Below are 20,314 nucleotides of genomic sequence, written 5' to 3'. Positions count from 1 at the left end.
TTTAAATCCGGCTAAAGGACTATTAATGCTGTTTTACAATGACTTTTATGTGACATAACGTCTAACATGATAAGTGATTCGCAAGCACTATTCGGCATCGGATTTATTGGCCCTTCCATTACAGACTAACCCTATTTCCTAGAGCACTTTCTTTTTTCAAATTGTTCATTGTCGCAATTCTGTCATATTGATCTTTTAAATTGTCCTGATTGATGTAGCGTTAAACCGGGTATTTAAAGTGAGTGAAATAAAACAGATTGTTTCGATGCGGCTGGAAAACACCAAGCGAGAACAGGTCCAGGCGCTGGCCACCCGCCTATATGTAAGAGAATCGGATTTGTACCGTTTTGCGGTGGCGTATCTTATAAGCAAGTTGGAACTCATCATGGACAGTACGCACGTCGGCAGTGAATTACTGCCTTTGTTACTGGAACTTCGAGAAGAAATTAATACCCATTTGAATATAAAAAAACATCAACTCTTTAAAATCGTCAACTCAGGACATACCCCGCCCGACAAATTCGTCGCAATGGCCGACATAGAATTATTGCTGATGCCGGAACACATTCTCAAACAGCACCTGCTCAAACTGGGCGAACGACCTAAAGACAGCAATGATGCTGATGAGTGGCTTAAACGCTATCTTTATGAGAAATACGACTTGATCGGACCGGACCCATTGCCGGATCTGATCTAACGCCAATTTGTCAATCGACAGATGCGACCGTCAAGGCCCCTGGAAGACACAGTGAGCAATCCACTTCAACTAATTGACCGATATGCCGTTGACGCAATGGGCGTGATTTTCCATCGCGTCGATTCATTGCGTTAAACAGCATGACTTCCATTTTTATCACTTCACGCTCATGCTCAAAGAGATACAGGCTTGGCTTCATGCCGCCTTCCGCAATAAACCGGCCGGTGTCGTTAAGCATGATATTCACATGCAACAGTTCGTGCAGCAAAGCGTCAGCCGGTGCGATATAACAAGCAGGATTTCCTGAACATTGGCTATGAAATCCAAATTTAGCGCCCGTCCGGGAGTCAAAAAATACAGTCGTTGAATCAACCCTAAATCGGTTTCCATACGCCTGGGTTTCCCAGGCATTTTTCCGGTATTGCAGACTGAGTGATTTATTTTCGAGGCTTTTCAGTAATTCAATGGTGTCGCTAAACTGCGCGTAATAGCGGGCCATCTGATCCAAATCGGCTCGAATGCCTGCCGGATCTCCAGGCTTTTGCTGATAGGCCTGTTGTAATAATCGCCTGATTTGCCGGTAGGCGGCCTTATCTACTGTCATTTCAGTGCGGAGTTGCCGACTGAAGGGTTTTACAGACGGCGCCGAACGCGTCAAGCGCAGATTATTTTTCTGATCTTTTTGGAGTTTTAAAGCATCGATTCTATTCAGAAGTGCGACAGGATTTGAGCTGATTGAAACTGTCATCGGTTGCTGACTTAGAGAGTCCGCTTTTGATTGTGTTGTGGCAATCAGTAATCCGATACACAAGGACAAAACCATGGCTGATTTTTGCCTGCGCTCAGATCCGTATTGCTCGACTTTTTGGACCCTGCTGTCTTCTTTTAGGCGAATGCCACAGTGTTTTGTTATCTCGGATAAAGCCTCAAAGGCTTTAGGGTGCGTGTTGTTTAGATTTTTATTGCAGATTAAAGCCCGTTGTTCGTCAATCAGGCAAGGATGAAGAAAATCACACTCTGAATAGTCTTGCGACCACTTCCTTAACTTTTCAAAAAAAACAGTGAGCTGTTGAATTTGACTATCCGTCTGAGGACGGTAAACGCTGATTATGGCGGAAAGTGCGTTCATTAATATCCTGTGCAATTTAAGCTGATTTTTCCGACATGCATGCTGTAGTCGTGTAAAGCATGCATCCGGTCATGATTTATTAATCATTATCAGAATAGATTAAACAGATAATTCCTGCAGTAATTACAGTTTTAAATTAGAAGGGTGGTGCAAGCCTTGCGAGGAACCCGAAAACCCATTGCCCACTTCAAGTTAAGCGTATTTTATAGGAACGAGCCATTCCTGCGGTTGAACCACCTTAGATCGCGGGCATTACCCGCTCCTACGATACGTTATCGATTTATTACGATGGTCGCCATTGAACCCATCCTTGGGTAATTGCTGCCGCATAGGGGTGTTTACAACTTGAGTTAATCAACCGATAAGTATTTTAGTTTTGATTCAATCCGGGAACTTGAATGGTTTGGTTAGGTGATGATTTTAAAAATACCTGATCATCTAACTGGTTTAGCAAAATAGCATTCAGTGTTATTTCTTCATATAACCAAAAGTAGAAATCTTTTTCAAAGACACGGCGCCGGTTGAAATATCGGAACTTTAACCAACGATTTAAACCGAGCTGACTTGTGCAACCGTCTGATTCAATTTCGCATTCATTTAAATTCAGTGTGAACGGACTGAATCTAACCCTATTATTTTTATACTGTGAAAAAATCAAATCAGACTCAAAGCTGCCAAATCGGTGATGATCTATGAGGCATTTTTGATCGCAAATAAAGGTTGCAGGAGGAATATTTACAGGGAATTGGTCTGGAATGGCTGATCTTTTTTCTGTGTGATAGTCCGTCAATTCACTTTTATCCCACTGTTTAAGGATGGTTTGCAAAATAATTAAAGTCACTTAATCACGCGTAAGTTGAATACATATTTTGCGATTTTTCATAAATCTGACGGACTGAAAGCTTAAACTTTTACCATTGTGATTCGCCGGTTTCCGGGTCATACATTTCATGGCTGATTTTATGCCGATTGGCAATCAACTCTTCAATGCTTGGCGAGTTACTCAGTGCGCGTTGGATAGCTAGCTTCATTGCTTCGTAGTTGGTTCGATATAAATCTTTTCGATCCAAATCCGGATTGGTGGCGCACTCAGGCGCTATCCAAATCATCGCAATAATACACAGATCATTAGCTTGAATTCTGGGAATGACACCTTCTATAACGCTGTCAAGCACCGCATCAGCAACGGCCGATTGAACGGGGCCACCCAGAAGATTGACATAGGCATTGGATTTAATCGTAACTTTTGGAACCATCAAAGTTGCCGGGCGAACCTGTTGGTTGCAGGCGCGAATAGCAAACATGCGCGTATGTCCTGCAGTTTGCCCCATCAGATTGGCAAAAGCATGACCTGCGGGACCTTTTATATCGCCAATTAAAATTTCGGGCATCGCATCTGTTCCCTGCCCTTCGCTCGAAAATACAGTCGCTTCGCCGGTTCTAAACCAAATTGTTTCTGACATGATACTTTTGCCTCCCAGAAAATATTTTAAGAGTATTCATTTTAGGTGCTAAGTCATCAAGCGGCAACTTTATACTTTTCTTGGATTAAAGTTATAACTTTCGCACTTCAAATTTCGGCAGTACCTAAGGAAGCAACGGGTTGTTCGGCAAAGGCTATGCCAGCATGGATGCTGGCATAGAGCCTATAGGGATGTATTTACGGCGTCCTTTGACGGGCACCCCGGTGCCGAATTTCGATCTACGATAAGTATATAAGTGCATTCCTAGTCAAATTCAGCGCATTCCGTTGCCGAATAATGAGCCTGCAGCGGCGCCTATTCCAGCTGCAATAGGATCGCCTCTACCTGCTTCATACCCGAGCGCACCTCCCAATGCGCCACCAACCAAACCGCTTGTTGTTCTTCTATCGTCATAATAGCGGTCCGGTTCACGATAATATCGATCGACCCGCTGTGGATAATAACGGACTTCTTCTCGGTAATAATGACGTTCAACCGGAACATAATAAACCGGGGCGGCATATCGGATTCGGTGATGAGGATGAGGATGATGACTATGACGATAACCTCTTTCACGGTGACCATGGCCACCTGAGGCTAAAGCAAATGGAGAATAGACAAGACTGACAATCAATATCGCGATCAGTTTTTTCATTTTAATGACCCTCAGGTTAAGAGAAAATTTAATTCCGTTTCGATTGAATAATACGGGGAAGTAAATTAATGAGGGCTTAATCGAATTCAGTTTATCAGATGTAAAAGATTGAGAGGGTTTAAAAAATGGGCACTTCTATCACAATAAAATGCCCATATGCCCTGGAAGGTTTTGGGATGGATTTATCTTCGAGACTTAAGCCTGATTATTTCGGAGAAACGCTTCAAACATCAGTAATGACCAAATGGACGCGCTGTAATCTCTCAAGCCACTTTGGTGCTGATTGACCATTTTAGTAATGAATTGCTGGTCAAACAATCCGCTTTGCGCCATCGTGTCACCCAATAACGCTTGCCTGACCTTGTCTTTTAGAGGTCCTTTAAACCAATTATCCAATGGCACAGCAAAACCCATTTTTGGCCGGTATAAAATATCTTCGGGTAAATAGGGTTCCAATGATTTTTTAAAGATAAATTTGCCTTCCTTTTCTCTAAGCTTAAGGTCGGGTTGTAAACTGGCCATCCATTCAACCAGTTTATGGTCCAATAAAGGCACTCGCACTTCTAATGCATGAGCCATGCTGGCCCTGTCGACTTTGGTCAGGATATCGCCCGGCAAGTAGGTTTTTATGTCAAGATATTGAACCATCGATTGTGCATCTTCTATGTTGACATCTTTAGCATAGCGCCTGAATACTTCAACGGCCTGGTAGCCTTGTAACTCTTGTTTCAGCTTGGGACTGAACAAAGCGCTTCTTAGTCCGTTTGAATTTACAGAAACACTGTGAAAATAGCCTTCTAAAGAATCGCGGGCTATTGATTCGAAAGTGGTTTTAGCTCTGAACATTTTAGGCGCCCAATCCGCTTTCGGATAGGCGGCTCCTAAAAAGCCGAAGAGTGGTTTACGAATAGCGGTGGGCACCAATGACCTCATTCTATCTTCGTAAGTATGCCAGCGGTAACGCCGGTAACCGGCCAGATTTTCATCGCCGCCATCGCCTGAAAGCACCACGGTCACTTGTTTTTTGGCTAACTCACAAACACGGTAAGTCGGCAAAGCCGACGAATCGGCATAAGGCTCATCATAAAGATCGGCCAACTTATCGATCAAATGAAAGTCATCCGAATCTACCTGTTCTACCCGGTGAGCGGTATGGTAGCGGTCAGCCACCATTTGTGCATATTTTGATTCATTAAAAGCCGGATCACCGAATGAAATTGAACACGTGTTGACCGGTTGATCTGATAAACCGGCCATCATTGCAACAACACCACTGGAATCTACGCCACCGGATAAAAAGGCTCCCAAAGGCACGTCAGCCATCATGCGGATTTTAACGGCTTCACGGAATCTTTCGATTAATTCTTCGCCTATTTCCGCCTCACTTTTAACGTTTTGCACTGAAAAATTAACATTCCAATACTGTTCAGGTTTAAATTGGCCCTGCCCTCTTTTAATTTTCAGCTTATAGCCAGGCTCCAACTTATGAACGTTTTTGTAGATAGTCTTAGGGTCCGGAATATAGCCAAAGCCGAAATAATCTTCTATTGCGCTAGGGTCAAGTTCACGGGGAAGATCGGGGTGGACTTTTAGCGCTTTGAGCTCTGATCCAAAAATGAATTGTCCATTAGGCAATTCGGCATAATACAGAGGCTTTTCGCCAAGCCGGTCACGCGCCAGAAACAAAACCTCTTTGGCTCTGTCCCAGATTGCAAAAGCAAACATGCCGCGCAAGCGATCTACACAGGCTTCACCCCAGGCCTGCCAGCCTATCAATATCACTTCTGTGTCGCAATGAGTCGTGAATCGGTAACCCAGTGCCTCTAACTCCAGCCTCAATTCAGGAAAGTTATACACTTCGCCGTTATAAGTCAGTACGACATTGCCGTCCTGGCTGTGCATAGGTTGCTGACCGCTGGATAAATCTATGATTGACAAGCGCCTATGACCAAAGCCCAAGCCTGGTTCAGTATGCAATCCCCCTTCATTGGGTCCGCGGTGAAATTGAATTTCATTCATTCGCGACAGTAAATCCTTGTTGATATCGCGTTTTTCTTTTAGATCAAAAATTCCGACTATTCCACACATACTGGTTGTTTCCACTTAAAAGTTAAAAATGGCACGCGTTGTTCAATCCGCTAAATAATCATAGACGCTTAAGTAATGCTCAACCATGATGTTTAAAGAAAATTCCTGATGAATTCGTTTAAGTCCATTTTCGCCATGAGTTAATCGCTTTTGTTTGTCAGTGACATACTCATTTATAGCATTTGCCATTTCAACAGCGTTTTCTTTCTGAACCAAGCGCCCAGTCACGTCATTGATGACCAATTCCGGATTGCCGCCGACGCGTGTGGCTATGACGGGTAAACCGGTTGCCATCGCTTCAAGAATCGTATTGGATATCCCCTCTGCCTTTGAAGGCAAAACAAAAACATCAAAACAGCGCATCAAATCAGCGATATCGTCTCGTTCACCCGGCAGCCAAGTCCATTCAGTCAACTCATGTTGTTTGAGCAGTTCCAAAGCTTCATTTCTTAAGGGCCCGTCACCGATAATGACCAGCCGGACAGACTGCTTTAATTCGGGGTATTGATGGCACAGGTTTATAAACGCATTAACCAGGGTAATTTGGTCTTTTACGCCGTGCATTCTGCCTACAGCGCCGATAATGACTGTATTTTCATTCAGTTGAAAAGGGATTGTCTGCTCACAGTGTTTGGCGTCTTTTGCCGGAAAAAATTTTTCAGTATCAACCCCATTACAGATTCTTTGCACTTTTGACGCGGGGATTTTTGCCTTTTCTATAAGGTAACGCTCAAGATGGCCGGAAAGAGGAATAAAACGCTGAATGATGAGCCCCATCAACCGCCTGAGTCTTTGATATTTTTTTTGGGTGCCGTCCGGATCAAACACATCCCAGCCATGTTCGCCATGAACTCGACGTTTAATACCAGCCAACAAAGCCGGGATTTGATATTCAATAGCCGCCAAATTACGCGTATGAACAATAGCCGGTTGAATTTCTCTGAGTAAGCGGTACATACGAACAAAAGAAGCCAAATCGTGCCCTTCTTTTTTATTAAGCTCGTAAATTGCAACATCATCTCGTTGCAGCCGTTTACTAAAGTCGGTGCTTGCTTTCAGGCAAATAATGGCGTGGCGGTATTTTTCTTTAGGAATCCGGTTAATTAAATTAACCAGGCCATTTTCCAGTCCGCCCACGCCAAAACTGTAAATAACATGGGCAATGAGCGGGGGCTCCGTGAGTGTCTGATTCATCAGCGCCTTCTGAAGATGAGTTGCGGAGGCAATGGTTTAGCCATTTCAAAGACGGTAATAGTCCCGGTACCAATTAACGAACCGCTCAATACCAATTTCTATGGGTGTGGAAGGTTTATAGCCAACGTCCTGGACCAATGCTTCCACATCGGCATACGTATCAGGAACATCGCCGGGCTGCAAAGGCAGTAATTCTTTTTCAGCCGTTTTGCCTAATCTTTTTTCTAATACTTCGATATAGTCCATCAATTCAACGGGGTTTTGATTGCCTATATTATAAACCCGCCACGGTGAGCGACTGGTTCCTGGATCCGGGTTTTTCCCTGACCACTCGGGATTGGGCTGAGCAGGATGATCCAGCGTTCGAATAACCCCTTCGACAATATCATCGATATAGGTGAAGTCCCTGCGGTGCTTTCCATAATTGAAAACCTTAATCTTTTCTCCCGTAAGAATGGCTTTAGTAAATAAAAACAAAGCCATATCGGGACGCCCCCAGGGGCCATAAACGGTAAAAAAACGTAATCCGGTTGTCGGTAAACCGTAAAGGTTACTGTAGGTATGCGCCATCAATTCATTGGCTTTTTTTGATGCCGCATAAAGACTGAGCGGGTGATCAACATTATCATGCACTGAAAAGGGCATGCTTTCATTAGCCCCATAGACTGAACTACTGGATGCATAGACCAAGTGTTCAACCCCGTTATGCCTGCAGCCTTCCAAAATATTAATGAAACCCACAATATTGCTATCAATATAAGCATGTGGATTTTCGATTGAATAACGCACGCCGGCTTGAGCGGCGAGATTAACAACCCGTTGCGGTTGATGTTGTTTAAAGATCCCTTCCATCGCGGTTCGATCGGCCAAATCGGCTCTAATATCGGTATAACCCGCATGGTCTCCTATTAATTTGAGTCGTGATAACTTCAAATTAACATCGTAATAATCGTTCAAGTTATCAACACCGATAACTTCGTCGCCGCGTTCTAATAATTTTTGGGCTAAACGGTTACCAATAAATCCGGCTGTACCGGTGACTAAGATTTTCATAGGTTATAAACGGGCATCCGTCTGATCAGTTGGAAAAAGGTATTTTAAATCATAAATAACCGAGTCTTTTTTGGTCAGCGCTTTAATTGAGGCAATCGGCATTTCCTTGAATTGCTGATGGGCAACGGCAAGTATAATCGCATCAAACTTTCCTTCTTCAAGCTTGGTTAAAGGTTTAATTCCATACTCAGCGATGGCCTCTTCTGCATCCACCCACGGATCGTAAACTTGAACATTAACACCATAGCTTTGCAATTCATGGTAAATATCAACCACTCTCGTATTGCGCAGGTCGGGACAATTTTCCTTAAATGCCAAGCCCATAATCAGGACCTCGGCTTCCTTGACATGAATACGTTTTTTCAACATCAACTTTACCAGTTGATTGACTACATATTCACCCATACCATCGTTGATGCGACGCCCGGAAAGAATCACTTCGGGATAATAGCCTATAGCCTGAGCTTTATGGGTCAAATAATAAGGATCCACACCGATACAATGCCCACCGACAAGACCCGGTCTGAAAGGTAAAAAATTCCATTTGGTCCCTGCTGCCAGTAAGACTTCCTCCGTATCAATGCCCAAACGGTTAAATATAAGCGCCAATTCATTGATTAAGGCAATATTGACGTCACGCTGTGTATTTTCAATCACTTTAGCAGCTTCGGCGACTTTTATACTGCTCGCCTTATGGGTTCCGGCAGTGATAATGCTTTTATAAAGTCGGTCGACTTTTTCGGCAATTTCAGGGGTTGAGCCGGAAGTCACTTTGAGTATATTGGTGACTCTGTGTTCTTTGTCTCCAGGGTTAATCCGCTCCGGACTATAACCGACAAAAAAGTCCTGGTTAAAAACCAGTCCGGATACTTTTTCAAGTATAGGTACACAGACTTCCTCGGTCGCCCCCGGATAAACCGTTGATTCATAAATGACAATGTCATTGGATTTGATAACTTGACCGAGTAGATTACTTGCCTTTTCAAGTGGAGAAAGATCAGGTTGTTTAAATTCGTTGATGGGCGTAGGTACCGTAACAATATAAATGCTGCAATCTTTAATATCATCAATGGATGAGCTATACGTCAGTTGATTTGCTTCACTTAGCTCTTCTGAACTGACTTCAAGGGTGTGGTCATGGCCCTGTTGTAATTCCTTGATTCTGGCAGCGTTAATATCAAAGCCTACCGTAGAATATTTTTTGCCGAATTCAACAGCAAGAGGCAGACCGACATAACCTAAACCTATCATGCCTAACTTTATGTTTTCTAACATGTTCAAGCCTTTTTAAGGTAAATATTTATGAGCTGTAAATTTTTTGGATTCGCTAATTAATCATAGCGATTAATTTCTCAGTGCTGCTGTACCAACTAAAATGATCAATAACAAATTGCCGGTTCGATTCGGCTTTATTCCGGTCTTTTTCAGTCAAAAGATGGCCGGCAAGTTTCGCAGTCTGCAAAGGGTCATCTTCTATAAAGACTCTAAGCTGGTCATTTACCGGAATCCCTTCGATAGCGGCCGCAGTACCTAATACGGTTTTTTCCATGGCCATAGCCTCCAATACTTTATTTTGAATACCCCGGGCAATACGAAGGGGGGCGACCACCAGTGCAGCAAAAGCCAGATAAGGTCTGACATCTTCAACACGTCCGGTAACAACAATGCCTGGCAGCTCGATCAAGGCCTGCACGTCTTTGGCAGGTTTTGATCCTACTATATAGAATCGGGCAGAAGGATCTTTAGAATAGATAGCTGGAAAAACAGCTTTTGCAAACCAAACGACCGCATCGACATTCGCCCAATAATCCATGGCACCGGTAAATACAATCGGTGTTTCACTCGCTTGATAAGGTGATGGGTAATTCAGTAAGGGCGAAAAATAATCGGTATCCACCCCATTATTGACAAAACTAATTCGGTCTTTATATTCGGGGACTAAAGCTTGAAAATGCGCGGCTTCTTGTTCTGAAACAAATATTCCGGATATCGACCTGGATACAACTTGACGTTCAAAGCTTAACAACTTTTCTGATTCTCGCCGGTAAATCCAACTCTCCGGCCATCTTTTTTTCAATGCATATTGCCGCCATTTATCGGAATCCACATCAACATAGTCAGTGATAATCTCAAGATCCTGTTTATTTAAGACAAACTGCGCCATGACAGAAGAAAAAATCAGGACTTTTTTTATAGCTGCTGATTTAAGGATTTGATCGATCCAATCCTGCATTTCTTTATTTTTATAATAGGGAAGACTTAAAGCTTCACCGGATAATAATCCAGTCAAGCTCTTAACTTTTGAAATGCGCGGATTAAGGCTGACAATACAGGTTTCCTGGCAATAGCTTTTAACGGTTTGCTCGTATTGCCAGTCTTCAGGATCATCTACAAAGGTGCCCAGGTAGATCTCATACTGTTGAGATAAGGCCTTTAGAAAGTGAAAAGAACGTATCTTATCGCCTTTATTTGGCGGATAAGGTAAGCGATGCACCAAAAATAATAATTTTTCCATTAAGCCGGTTATCCTAAATCTTTAGATAACCAAGGTCCGACAAATTGGCTCATAGCCAGCGGAAGTTTCTTCCAGGCGGCTATGAACAACTGGTATTTCGGATTTAACGGATTAATATCTGGAAGCGCTTCGGCTTTGACCAGGTGAAATTCATAAAATAAGGGTTCAGGCTCAAACCCCCAATGTTTTTTAAAGCTATAAGATCCTGTTCCAATTTTACTTCGACCATAGTCAAAGACTTTGACGCCATTTTCAACGGCTCTTCTCATGACTTCCCAATACATAAAGTCATTACCCTGAACGGCTCTGGCTAAATCTGTGCCGCCGCCATAATAAGGCAGAACCTCATCCTTAAAATAAAAACTCATGACACTGCTGATCAATTGGCCGTCTTTTTCAACGGTAAGAATTTCGCATTGATCCTGAAATATTTCTTTAAGGATTTTAAAATATTTTTTGGAGAAAACCGGCGTACCCAGGTTTCTGACACTTTCTGAATAAGCCTGATAAAAGCGTTCGACATTCGAGTCAAGATGGCTTTGTAAACCGGCAGCAATACCTTTTCTTATCATTGCCCTTTGTTTACGAGGGATAGCTTGCATGTTTTTTTCAACATCGGTATCCAGCGTTTTTCTAAAAGTGACATAGAGATCTTTAAAGGGCCGATCAGGTGTCTGGCGGGTCCGGTTTCGAAGTTCCAGATAATCCACACCGAGTTCTTCGGCTAATTCGCAGGCTCTTTTGTCCAGCAGTTGCATGGATTCTTGATCTGATCCGACAATGCCACCATAAACACAAAACGATAATGAAGTGAGGGCGTTTCCAAACAAAGCACTTTTGATATGGGCAAGAGGCAAAATAGCCGTAATGGCACCATTAATTTCAACATAAAGATAATAGGTTTTATGGCCAAATGATCGCTCGATGACTTCCTTCCATCCTGACAGATGAAAAAAAGTAGCATCGTGATGGTTATTTACAAAATCATCCCATTTCTGGTAATCAGTAGCATCCAGTATTTTTATCATTTACAACGCAATAATGTATAAGTAATTGTATCGGGGGTATTAATGAGGCTTTTGCAAAAAAACGTTGGCCATCGTATCCCATTTAAAATCGGTCAAAAGTCTGATTATTCGATGTTCCATTTTATCCAGATTCAAATAGTGCCTGAATCTGGATTTTAAATTGATACCTTTCTGTCTAGGTTGTTCCGGATCGATTTCCCATGGGTGAAAATAGAAGATACCGGATTGCTGTTCTTTATTATTAATGACCTGGAAAGCCCATTTTGAAAAAGCATACGGATAAAACCTGAAGAACCCGCCGCCTCCACAAGGAAAATTCTTGTTTCCAATTGTTACTGTCGTTATGGGAATTTCTTTAAAGTGACTGTTTTTAAGCGGTTGATAAATATGCCGTGGAGCATCGGGCATACCATAAAGATCATGTTTAACTGGATAAACACTGGAACTGTATAAAAAACCGACTTCATTCAGAATGTCGTGAGCCCAGAGATTTTTTGCGCCAATTGAATAACTCGGTGCTCTATAGCCATTTACGGCTTGCCCACCAAGATCTTCAAGCAGGGTTTTTGCTTTAATAATATCGGAGCTAAATTGCGCAGGGGTTTGGTCTGTTACACGTTGATGGGCATAGCCATGACAAGCCAATTCGTGTCCCTCATTCACTATACGTTTAACCAGGTCAGGGTTTCGTTCCGCAACCCAACCGAGAGTAAAAAAAGTCGCATGGATATTATGTTCGGCAAATACATCCAATATCCTATGTGTATTTTGGCTTGCACGCTGAGGCAGTGAATCCCAATCGCTGCGATTTATATATTTTTCAAATGCAGAGACCTGGAAATAGTCCTCGACATCTACTGTCATCGCGTTAACTGGGCTTGTCAATTGCATGTGATCCTACTGATGCAGGGAAAGAAAAATCAACGTTCAAAAAAACGCCGACAAACCTAATGTAATGCGATTTTCATCATATTCATTTTCGGCATCATCAGACATTTGTTTAAAATAACGATATTCTAAATTACCGCTTATGTTACGACCGAGGACTCTGCTAAGTCCGATAGAGGCATCTATCAACTGATTGCTCGATGATGGCTGGTTTGCTACCGTATTTGCATCTGTGTTTTGCCAGTTTGTTCTGAGAAAGGTCGTCATTTTAGGACTGTATTGCCAGAACCAGGAACCAGAAATACCATAGACTTCATCTTGCGTAGTCTGTACTTGATAATCACGTGTCTCAGTAAAGGCTTGGGCACTTAAAACAGATTTTCCTGTATTGTACGAGTAACTGATTTCGGCTCTTTTTCTTACAAAAACTTCATCAATAAACAGTGGAAGTCCCAAGTTTCTGCCAAATAAGTTAGGATTATTAGGGTTGTTTAAATTGTTCGGATCGTTGCCAAACAAGCCGCCCTGAAGTTGCTGTTCAAGTATAACCTGCTGAACTGTGGTCGTGTCTTCGTTATAGGTCACCCCCCAAACAGACCGGCGGGTTACATATCGTAAGTTGGTTTGCCAGACACTACCGGTATTCGTGCCAATGTCATTATTTCTGTAAGTTGTGGTCCATTGTAGACGTTGAATCGGGGCCACATAGACTGTAACAAATGAATTATTTCCACCGCCCGCTGAAAGGGAGAAAATCCGGCTAGGCTGCCACGTCCCGCCAAAGGTATAAAAGAAACCGTTTTGGTTTGTGTCAGTCGTCGTTTCAAAATCATTGTTACTGTGCCCGCCCTGGGCAAAAACGCTGAACAAACGATTTAGATTATATTGAATAAGGCCTGACGAACTTTGGAAATTAACATCGTCACCATCGGCGCGTTGATTCATTTCATTGTTGAAATTGCCCGACCAGTTGATTTTAGAAAAATACCGGCCGCTGGTTAAGCCAATATTTTGTGAGATATTATCGGTATCTGATAACTCGCCCCCGTCGGAGGTGACTCTATCATACGAAACACGGGCTATGCCGTTGGCATAATTACTAAAGTGCGGTGTCCAGTAAGGTGAGAGTCCAAATGTTGTCACTGTAGAAGTGTTCTCGGAACCCACCACATTGTCTGTTATGAGGCGATTATTGTTGATATTTTGTTGGCTCATTGAGCTACGCGTATCTAGAAACAAACGACCGGGCGCCACTACATAATTGGAATTGTAATTAAGCTGATGATTAATATCGATATCTGAAGTGCCGCCTGCATTGTATAGGCCCTGCAGGCGATAATCGAGGTTCAATCGGTAGCGAGGAGCAAGACCGAATACTGACAATCCAGGACTGACTTCAGTCACAAAAGCGCTTTTTTCGGAACCTGACGGTGCCAGACTAATATTATCTGAATAAATTTCATTCACCGTCATACTGGGCCTTGCTGTTATATTCAAAGCCCACGCGACATGACTGGGTGAGAAAATACAGTACACACCGAGGGATGCGATTAATATTCGCCGATTATTTTTGCCCGGGTTTTTCATTGTTTCCTAGTATTGCCCATAGCCATAATAATTCATATCCAACCCGCGTTTTGTCTTGTTTAAAAGTGCGAGGACAACATCACAGGCTTCCAGTTTTTTTACGGACTCCATCACTATATTTTGTGCTGTTTGTTCTGCTTCAATCACCAAAACAACCTGACCCACCATTGAAGATAATACTTCCGCCTGAGTTGCAGCGAGTAAAGGAGGAGAGTCAAAAATCACGATACGGTCAGCGTACCGTTCGCTTAATTCTTGAGCTAGACTAAGCATCTTGTTACTAGCCAGTAATTCGGTTGAAAATTGGTGACTTTTACCCGCAGGGACAATTCTGAGACCATCTATCTCAGTTTTTAAAATAATATCGGAAAGTTTAGTATTTTTTCCTTCAAGGTATTCAATCAATCCAGGTCCTTTTTTTATACCTAAAACTCTGGATATTGAAGGCTTGGCGACGTCGGCATCAATCAATAAAACTTGCTTATCTCTCTCTGCAGCAATACTTATCGCAAGATTAATTGCAGTAAAGCTTTTTCCTTCGCCAGGAACACTGCTTGTTATCAAAATGAGATTGGAACGCTCAATGCCCCTTTCCATTCCGCTTAATGCATTGATAACCAAAGGTCTTTTGATTGTTCGAAACTCTTCGGCTATCTGAAGATACTTAACTGTGGGATCAATGAAGCCATTTTCACGTAAATAGTCCCAATTAAAGGTTTCTATTTCAGAATTAGATTTATCATTTTTATGAGCCATCGTTTGTGATTCATAAAAAACAATCTCAGTTTCGTCTGAAGCATCATCATGTATCGATGGGTTATCAAGCTCGGTGTCTTCTTCATTGGATGCGTTAGAGTCGTTTTCAGCTGTTGCTTTCTCTAAGGCTTTTTCAATCAGGTTCATAAGACTCCAATAATCGATGTCAATTTCATGATATTAAGTACTTCATTCCAATCTAAAAAATATTACTCGTATATTGCGCAGGGTTGGCAGTCAGGTTTTAAATAACATAATGCCTGTATAAGCAGATATCAGCAAACTGCATGATAGGCCATAGAGGACCAACTCTTTACTAAATTTTTTCTTTCTGTCTACATTTGAAATGATTGAAATACTTCCAAGCACAGGCAATCCGGTTAGATTTCTTACCTGATTAACGGCAATAAAAGTGGGTTTAATTAACACAGAAAAGAATGCAACAGCTAAGCCTAACGCAATTCCAACACCGAAGGCTGCCGAATAAAGCAGTGCTCTGTTAGGCGCAGATGGCTTGAGCGGTTTATTAGGCGGGTCAGCTACTTTAAATCGCAACGCAGTGGCCTGATTGTCCGCTTTTTCAGAAAGACTGGCCTGCTCTTTACGTTGTAATAAGGACTGGTAATTGCCTTTTATCGTATCGTAGTCCCTGTTGAGGTTTTGCATTTCAGTTTCAATGCTTAATCGCTGATTAAACTCTTCATCCAACGTTTTTATTTTTGCTTCATAGGCTGAGATTCGTGACTTCATTGCAGCAATTTGAGCATCGACATCGTTAAGCGCCGCTTTAATCGATTGCGCAAAAGGATTTGTGGATGATGGATTTGTTAGCGGTTCCACACTATCAGCAACAGGGGTTTCGGCCGCTCTTTTTCTGGCGTCAGCTTCGATAGACTTGATATTTTCATTGAGTACCTTGATGCTGGGGTGCTTTGGCGTGTATTTCAGTAATAACTCATCCCTTTGCGCTTTTAATGAAGTTAATCTGGCGTCTTCGCTGCTCGTTGTGCTCTCAAGACCCAGATCCCACTCATCCTCCCCGCTTTCTTGCGCCTCAATCAATTGTTCTTTAAGTACTTCTTTACGCGAGTTTAGTTCCTCTATGAATAATTTGGCTTCTTCAAGAGTGCTGTTAAGCTGTTGGATTTGCGAAATTTGATCGCCTCCTTGTCCCGGCAACAAATTCATATTGGCTTTTTTAAAACTTTCCCTGGCTTTTTCTGCATTGCGTAATCGCTGCTCGTATTCCTGGATCTGGTCAATAATAAATCGCTGAGCAGAGCCCGCATCATCCAAAGCGGTTTTTTGAGTTTGTTCTGAAAAAACGGTAAGCACAGCTTGAACGACATGTTTTGCTTCAACCGGATCCTCAGAATCAAAACTGATTGAAAAAATCTCATTGGAACCGCCGTCTATCCTTATATTGGCCTTTAATCGGTCAATTATCTGGTTTTTGTTGGACTCGGAAGAAGAGTCCAATCCTAAATCAGCAAGATTTGCAATCGTTTCCAGGTTTTGCTGAGAAAACATAAGCTGTTTCATGATCAAAACCATACCTTGAACATCAGCCTGAATGGCAAGCCCTGACAGCAAGGGTCTTAGCATGGTACGGGTATCCACCTGGACTCGGGCTGTGGAAGTATATTTGTCCGGCATCTTCAAGATAAACCACCACGCAGGCAGGCAAACAAGCCATGCAGCTATTATGACCAACCATTTATATCTAAATGTTGCCTTTATGTAATATAAAATCTCTGCGAACTGCTCTTGCATAATTCGTATTTAGCCTAAATTCATGCGTTCAATTTATAAATCCTGCAACCAAGCTTACCATCAAAAACTCGATAATTTGGTTTGCCCAAAACAAGGATTAGCCCTAAAGTCATTTATATCAAATTCGAGCTATTAAAAAGGTTAATCAGAAAAATGACTCCGGAATAATCAAAATATCACCCGGCATAATTTTTACGTTCGCAGTCAAATCACCTCTGCTCATCAAATCATCTATCCTGACGCTGAAATGCTTCTGTTCGCCATCCACTGTCCGGATAATACTGGCTTTATTCCCATCAGAAAACATGCCTAAACCACCAATTTGGATCATCAGATCTAACAATGTCATGCCCTTTTTATAAGGGAAAGCCTGAGGGGAACTGATGCCGCCACCACCGCCTCCGCCCATGCCGCCTCCGCCCATGCCTCCGCCAAAGCCGCCACCGGTTCCTCCGCCAAAGCTTGCTCCAGTTTGCAATACTCTGACTTGTTGATCATAAACCCCCTGAAACCCCCCGACAATAATTGCAACCTGAGGATCACGAACATATTCCCCAAGAATCACCTCCATTTCTCTGGCTAATTGTGATGGCGTTCTTCCAAAAGCTTCGACATCATCAATGAGTGGGGTAGTAATTTTTCCATCGGGTCTTACCGTGGCCGTGGTTGATATTTCAGGGTAACCCCACACAAAAATCTCAATGCTATCACCGGGACCTATTTGGTAAGTATAGTCATCGGGTAATTCAGCTTCATCCATTAACGGTGGATAAGTACAACCTGAGAGGCTTAATAAAAAAACAACGATTGCAATCTTACTTTTTTTCATATGTTTACAAATCCAGGTTGATAGATTAAATCTTTTTTCATCCTTAAATGGACTAAGGTGGCTTGCAGTTAAAATAATGCTATTGTTTCGCTTTAACTTCGTTTTGAAGTTTATTCAATAATGCTTGGGCAGAATCCAATTGTTCAAAATCATGTGTTTGAGCTATAGCCAACGCTTGCCGTAATTCAGAAATTGCGCCGGTTTTGTTACCAAGTGCGTTATAAACTTCAGCCAAATGATACCTGAATATTGGGGTGTTGGGTGACGCCACGATCACTTTCTCAAGGATTGTTAACGCTTGATTCAAGCGTCCGGCTTTAAACTCAGCCCATGCATAAGTATCCATAAAATAAGGTTGATCCGAGTATTTAAACCGATCCACTAATTTTAAAGCTTTATCAATCGATTCAGGCCCCGATTGATAATCCAGTAACATGGACGCTAGATTATTTCTCGCAACATCCAATCTTGGATTTTTTTCCAGAACATACTCGTAGATTTTAGCAGCTTCATCATATTTTTTTTGATTCACATAATTAGAAGCCAACAACATGGAGAGTTGGAGGTTATCAGGATTATCAGATACCCCTTTTTGATAGATTTCTGTCGCTTCATTTACCATTCCTTTGAGATTGTAAATCCTGCCTAATTCAGCTATCAAACTAACCGAGTTGGGGCTGTTTTCTAACGACATTTTTAGTAAAGAAACAGCACCATCAAAATTCTTATCCAATGATAACAATTTACTTTTAAGTATTATTGCCGGTAAATTGTCAGGATACTTGCCTAGTATTTCAGTCAAAAAAGACACCATCTTGGGCCTTTGTTTGAGTAATTCGTAGCAACGGGCTAATTCAGTCAATGTATCAGTTTGAACGGGTGATTTTTCCAATATGCCTTTGAATAGTGGCACCGCCTGACTACATTCGCCTTTTTCCTGATACAGCTTTGCCTGAAGGAATTGTGCTAACTGGTTTGCTTTGGGTTGTTTTTGAAGCTGCTGCAAAAGATTTTCAGCCGCTATCCAATCTTTTTCAATCATATGGATTTGAATCAACTTGTTAATCAAAACAAGCTCGCCAGGCATCCTGGCTAAAGCTTTATTCAAAACCTCTTTTGCAAAATTATTGTGTTTTTCACGGAGCGCCTTATCCACAACCGGAAACAGTGCCTGAAGATTGGTGGGGTTAATATCCAATGCATCTTTGAAATATTTCTCTCCTTTGGTCCGATCCCCCTGAAGAAGCGCAATTTGCCCCAACAATACAATCGTTTCATCAGAGTTAGGCATATCCCAGAGAACTGAATTTAGCAAAGTAGACGCCTCGTCTAATTTTTCACTTTCAAGCAGCAATTTAGCTTTCAGGATTTTTGCTTCTACAAAATTAGGTTTGCCTTTTAGGATAGATTCAACACTAGCAAGCGAGTTAGCATAATCTCGCTGCTGAAAGTCAATCTGTGCCAGCATCAAACTTGCTGTCGATTTTAATTCATCATTAATATCATCGGAACTGACTATAGCCCTCAATTGAGATTTTGCATCCTCAATCCGATTTGCAGCCAACGTCCAGCGCGCCAAAGCCATCAGCATATCCGGCTTACCTTTAGCCTGCTCTATGTAGAGTCGCAATTTTTCGTCTGTCTTTGCTTTATCCAACGCATTGTAAAAGCCCAGTGCAACCAGCTTGGGTTTTATTTGACCGGGCTTTGATTCAACCAGATCGGTGAGCAATTTTTCCGCCAAGTCATTTTTCTTGGCCAGTACATAAATTTTTGCCAGCGCATATTTAAGATCATCTTTCTCCGGGAAGACATTAATCAATTCCAGATAATCGGCAATGACTGCATCTATGTCATTTTTTCTTGAGTCTAATTTAATTTTTAAAAGATGCAGCGATAAGTTATTTTTATCTTCTGATATTGCAGGCTCAAGCAAGGCCAATGCTTCATCGAAGCTTTCATTTTCCATCAATAAAACAGCTTTCAGTGACAATGCTTCATTATGTTTTGAGTTTTTGGCTAAAACATTATCCAAAACAGTCATGGCATCCGCCAACTTATTATCCCTGACCAATGCCGCTGCTTTTAACGACAATGCATCTTCGGAATCAGGTGTATTGGCAAGAATTTCATCAACAATCTTCATTGTTTCTGCAGACTCGTCAAAGAGCAGATGCACCTTTCCCAGCTTGATTTTAGCCTCGACGTTTTGGGGATTTAACTTAATCGCCTGGATCAAGTTTTCCTTCATTGCTTTGAAATTTCGTCTTTTTTCATTTAACAATGCCAGATAATAATATGAATCGGCACCTTCTTTGTCTTGTTGAATAGCGCTTTTTAATTCTAATTCCGCTTTATCATAGTCACCCTTGTCAAATAGCTGTATTCCCTTAGTTTGTCTGTCTTTCGCTTCTTCCTCGGGAGTACTGCAAGCAAAAAGAGACATGATGCTTGTGAGAAACAATACGTTTATTGCATTTTTTTTTAACATTTTCTCTAGACCTTGAGGCAACTTTTCAGAAATTGACTTTAATTGATTACGCGCCAGTAAAAAAATAACAAACAAAGAGTAAATAACAATTTAGGTAAAACCAAAACTCGGACAGACTTCATAAACTAACAGGCAAATTAATCATAGTTCAATTTACCTTGGTTTCGC

The 20,314-nt window shown here is 42.0% G+C and carries 17 protein-coding genes; 1 reads left to right on the top strand and 16 read right to left on the bottom strand.

Features of this window, described 5'->3' with window-relative positions; translation table 11 throughout:
* The first annotated feature begins 238 nt into the window (after positions 1 to 238).
* Positions 239 to 697, top strand: a complete 459-nt coding sequence (locus tag Q7V32_RS16965) for a hypothetical protein (RefSeq protein WP_304898168.1) — start codon at positions 239 to 241, stop codon at positions 695 to 697.
* A gap of 10 nt (positions 698 to 707) precedes the next feature.
* Here the strand turns inward: Q7V32_RS16965 and Q7V32_RS16960 are convergent, their stop codons facing one another.
* The 16 genes from Q7V32_RS16960 to Q7V32_RS16885 form a co-directional block, all read right to left on the bottom strand.
* A complete protein-coding gene (locus tag Q7V32_RS16960) occupies positions 708 to 1,826 on the bottom strand; it encodes a hypothetical protein (RefSeq protein WP_304898167.1) in 1,119 nt (372 codons plus the stop codon).
* Between the two features lie 370 nt (positions 1,827 to 2,196).
* Positions 2,197 to 2,667 carry a hypothetical protein gene (locus tag Q7V32_RS16955; protein WP_304898166.1) on the bottom strand — a complete coding sequence of 157 codons (471 nt, stop codon included), beginning with the start codon at positions 2,665 to 2,667 and terminating at the stop codon, positions 2,197 to 2,199.
* 70 nt (positions 2,668 to 2,737) lie between these two features.
* The gene (fae, locus tag Q7V32_RS16950; RefSeq protein WP_304898165.1) at positions 2,738 to 3,289 is read right to left on the bottom strand and encodes a formaldehyde-activating enzyme; all 552 of its coding nucleotides are present in this window, start codon (positions 3,287 to 3,289) and stop codon (positions 2,738 to 2,740) included.
* Positions 3,290 to 3,563: 274 nt separating this feature from the next.
* Positions 3,564 to 3,944 carry a hypothetical protein gene (locus tag Q7V32_RS16945; RefSeq protein WP_304898164.1) on the bottom strand — a complete coding sequence of 127 codons (381 nt, stop codon included), beginning with the start codon at positions 3,942 to 3,944 and terminating at the stop codon, positions 3,564 to 3,566.
* Between the two features lie 195 nt (positions 3,945 to 4,139).
* A complete protein-coding gene (locus tag Q7V32_RS16940; RefSeq protein WP_304898163.1) occupies positions 4,140 to 6,032 on the bottom strand; it encodes an XrtA/PEP-CTERM system amidotransferase in 1,893 nt (630 codons plus the stop codon).
* A gap of 42 nt (positions 6,033 to 6,074) precedes the next feature.
* Entirely contained in the window at positions 6,075 to 7,226 is a 1,152-nt protein-coding gene (locus Q7V32_RS16935) for a TIGR03088 family PEP-CTERM/XrtA system glycosyltransferase (protein ID WP_304898162.1), read from the bottom strand.
* Between the two features lie 45 nt (positions 7,227 to 7,271).
* Entirely contained in the window at positions 7,272 to 8,279 is a 1,008-nt protein-coding gene (locus Q7V32_RS16930) for an NAD-dependent epimerase (RefSeq protein WP_304898161.1), read from the bottom strand.
* Positions 8,280 to 8,282: 3 nt separating this feature from the next.
* A complete protein-coding gene (gene tviB / locus Q7V32_RS16925) occupies positions 8,283 to 9,554 on the bottom strand; it encodes a Vi polysaccharide biosynthesis UDP-N-acetylglucosamine C-6 dehydrogenase TviB (protein WP_304898160.1) in 1,272 nt (423 codons plus the stop codon).
* A gap of 52 nt (positions 9,555 to 9,606) precedes the next feature.
* Positions 9,607 to 10,794 (bottom strand): TIGR03087 family PEP-CTERM/XrtA system glycosyltransferase, encoded by a 1,188-nt coding sequence (locus Q7V32_RS16920; RefSeq protein ID WP_304898159.1) that lies wholly within the window; start codon positions 10,792 to 10,794, stop codon positions 9,607 to 9,609.
* 8 nt (positions 10,795 to 10,802) lie between these two features.
* On the bottom strand, positions 10,803 to 11,822 hold the full coding sequence (locus Q7V32_RS16915; RefSeq protein WP_304898158.1) for a FemAB family XrtA/PEP-CTERM system-associated protein: 1,020 nt from the start codon (positions 11,820 to 11,822) through the stop codon (positions 10,803 to 10,805).
* 39 nt (positions 11,823 to 11,861) lie between these two features.
* Positions 11,862 to 12,713, bottom strand: coding sequence for an XrtA system polysaccharide deacetylase (locus Q7V32_RS16910; RefSeq protein WP_304898157.1), 852 nt, complete (start codon positions 12,711 to 12,713; stop codon positions 11,862 to 11,864).
* Positions 12,714 to 12,749: 36 nt separating this feature from the next.
* Positions 12,750 to 14,297, bottom strand: a complete 1,548-nt coding sequence (locus Q7V32_RS16905) for a TIGR03016 family PEP-CTERM system-associated outer membrane protein (protein WP_304898156.1) — start codon at positions 14,295 to 14,297, stop codon at positions 12,750 to 12,752.
* A 6-nt stretch (positions 14,298 to 14,303) separates the two neighbouring features.
* Positions 14,304 to 15,200 (bottom strand): XrtA-associated tyrosine autokinase, encoded by an 897-nt coding sequence (locus Q7V32_RS16900; RefSeq protein WP_304898155.1) that lies wholly within the window; start codon positions 15,198 to 15,200, stop codon positions 14,304 to 14,306.
* 90 nt (positions 15,201 to 15,290) lie between these two features.
* On the bottom strand, positions 15,291 to 16,826 hold the full coding sequence (locus Q7V32_RS16895; protein WP_304898154.1) for an XrtA system polysaccharide chain length determinant: 1,536 nt from the start codon (positions 16,824 to 16,826) through the stop codon (positions 15,291 to 15,293).
* A 145-nt stretch (positions 16,827 to 16,971) separates the two neighbouring features.
* The gene (locus Q7V32_RS16890) at positions 16,972 to 17,655 is read right to left on the bottom strand and encodes a polysaccharide export protein (RefSeq protein ID WP_304898153.1); all 684 of its coding nucleotides are present in this window, start codon (positions 17,653 to 17,655) and stop codon (positions 16,972 to 16,974) included.
* A 79-nt stretch (positions 17,656 to 17,734) separates the two neighbouring features.
* Positions 17,735 to 20,221, bottom strand: coding sequence for a tetratricopeptide repeat protein (locus Q7V32_RS16885; protein ID WP_304898152.1), 2,487 nt, complete (start codon positions 20,219 to 20,221; stop codon positions 17,735 to 17,737).
* Between the last annotated feature and the right edge of the window lie 93 nt (positions 20,222 to 20,314).

Source organism: Methylicorpusculum sp. (assembly GCF_030651835.1).
Classification (GTDB): Bacteria; Pseudomonadota; Gammaproteobacteria; order Methylococcales; family Methylomonadaceae; genus Methylicorpusculum.
This window is presented reverse-complemented; position numbering and strand designations above follow the sequence as displayed.

Bases quoted from the DNA above. Each gene is read 5' to 3' on its own strand.
- Q7V32_RS16895 (WP_304898154.1), bottom strand. From the start codon at position 16,826: ATGCAAGAGCAGTTCGCAGAGATTTTATATTACATAAAGGCAACATTT.
- Q7V32_RS16890 (WP_304898153.1), bottom strand. From the start codon at position 17,655: ATGAAAAAAAGTAAGATTGCAATCGTTGTTTTTTTATTAAGCCTCTCA.
- fae (WP_304898165.1), bottom strand. From the start codon at position 3,289: ATGTCAGAAACAATTTGGTTTAGAACCGGCGAAGCGACTGTATTTTCG.
- Q7V32_RS16920 (WP_304898159.1), bottom strand. From the start codon at position 10,794: ATGGAAAAATTATTATTTTTGGTGCATCGCTTACCTTATCCGCCAAAT.
- Q7V32_RS16945 (WP_304898164.1), bottom strand. From the start codon at position 3,944: ATGAAAAAACTGATCGCGATATTGATTGTCAGTCTTGTCTATTCTCCA.
- Q7V32_RS16935 (WP_304898162.1), bottom strand. From the start codon at position 7,226: ATGAATCAGACACTCACGGAGCCCCCGCTCATTGCCCATGTTATTTAC.
- Q7V32_RS16915 (WP_304898158.1), bottom strand. From the start codon at position 11,822: ATGATAAAAATACTGGATGCTACTGATTACCAGAAATGGGATGATTTT.
- Q7V32_RS16900 (WP_304898155.1), bottom strand. From the start codon at position 15,200: ATGAACCTGATTGAAAAAGCCTTAGAGAAAGCAACAGCTGAAAACGAC.
- Q7V32_RS16910 (WP_304898157.1), bottom strand. From the start codon at position 12,713: ATGCAATTGACAAGCCCAGTTAACGCGATGACAGTAGATGTCGAGGAC.
- Q7V32_RS16940 (WP_304898163.1), bottom strand. From the start codon at position 6,032: ATGTGTGGAATAGTCGGAATTTTTGATCTAAAAGAAAAACGCGATATC.
- Q7V32_RS16905 (WP_304898156.1), bottom strand. From the start codon at position 14,297: ATGAAAAACCCGGGCAAAAATAATCGGCGAATATTAATCGCATCCCTC.
- Q7V32_RS16960 (WP_304898167.1), bottom strand. From the start codon at position 1,826: ATGAACGCACTTTCCGCCATAATCAGCGTTTACCGTCCTCAGACGGAT.
- Q7V32_RS16930 (WP_304898161.1), bottom strand. From the start codon at position 8,279: ATGAAAATCTTAGTCACCGGTACAGCCGGATTTATTGGTAACCGTTTA.
- tviB (WP_304898160.1), bottom strand. From the start codon at position 9,554: ATGTTAGAAAACATAAAGTTAGGCATGATAGGTTTAGGTTATGTCGGT.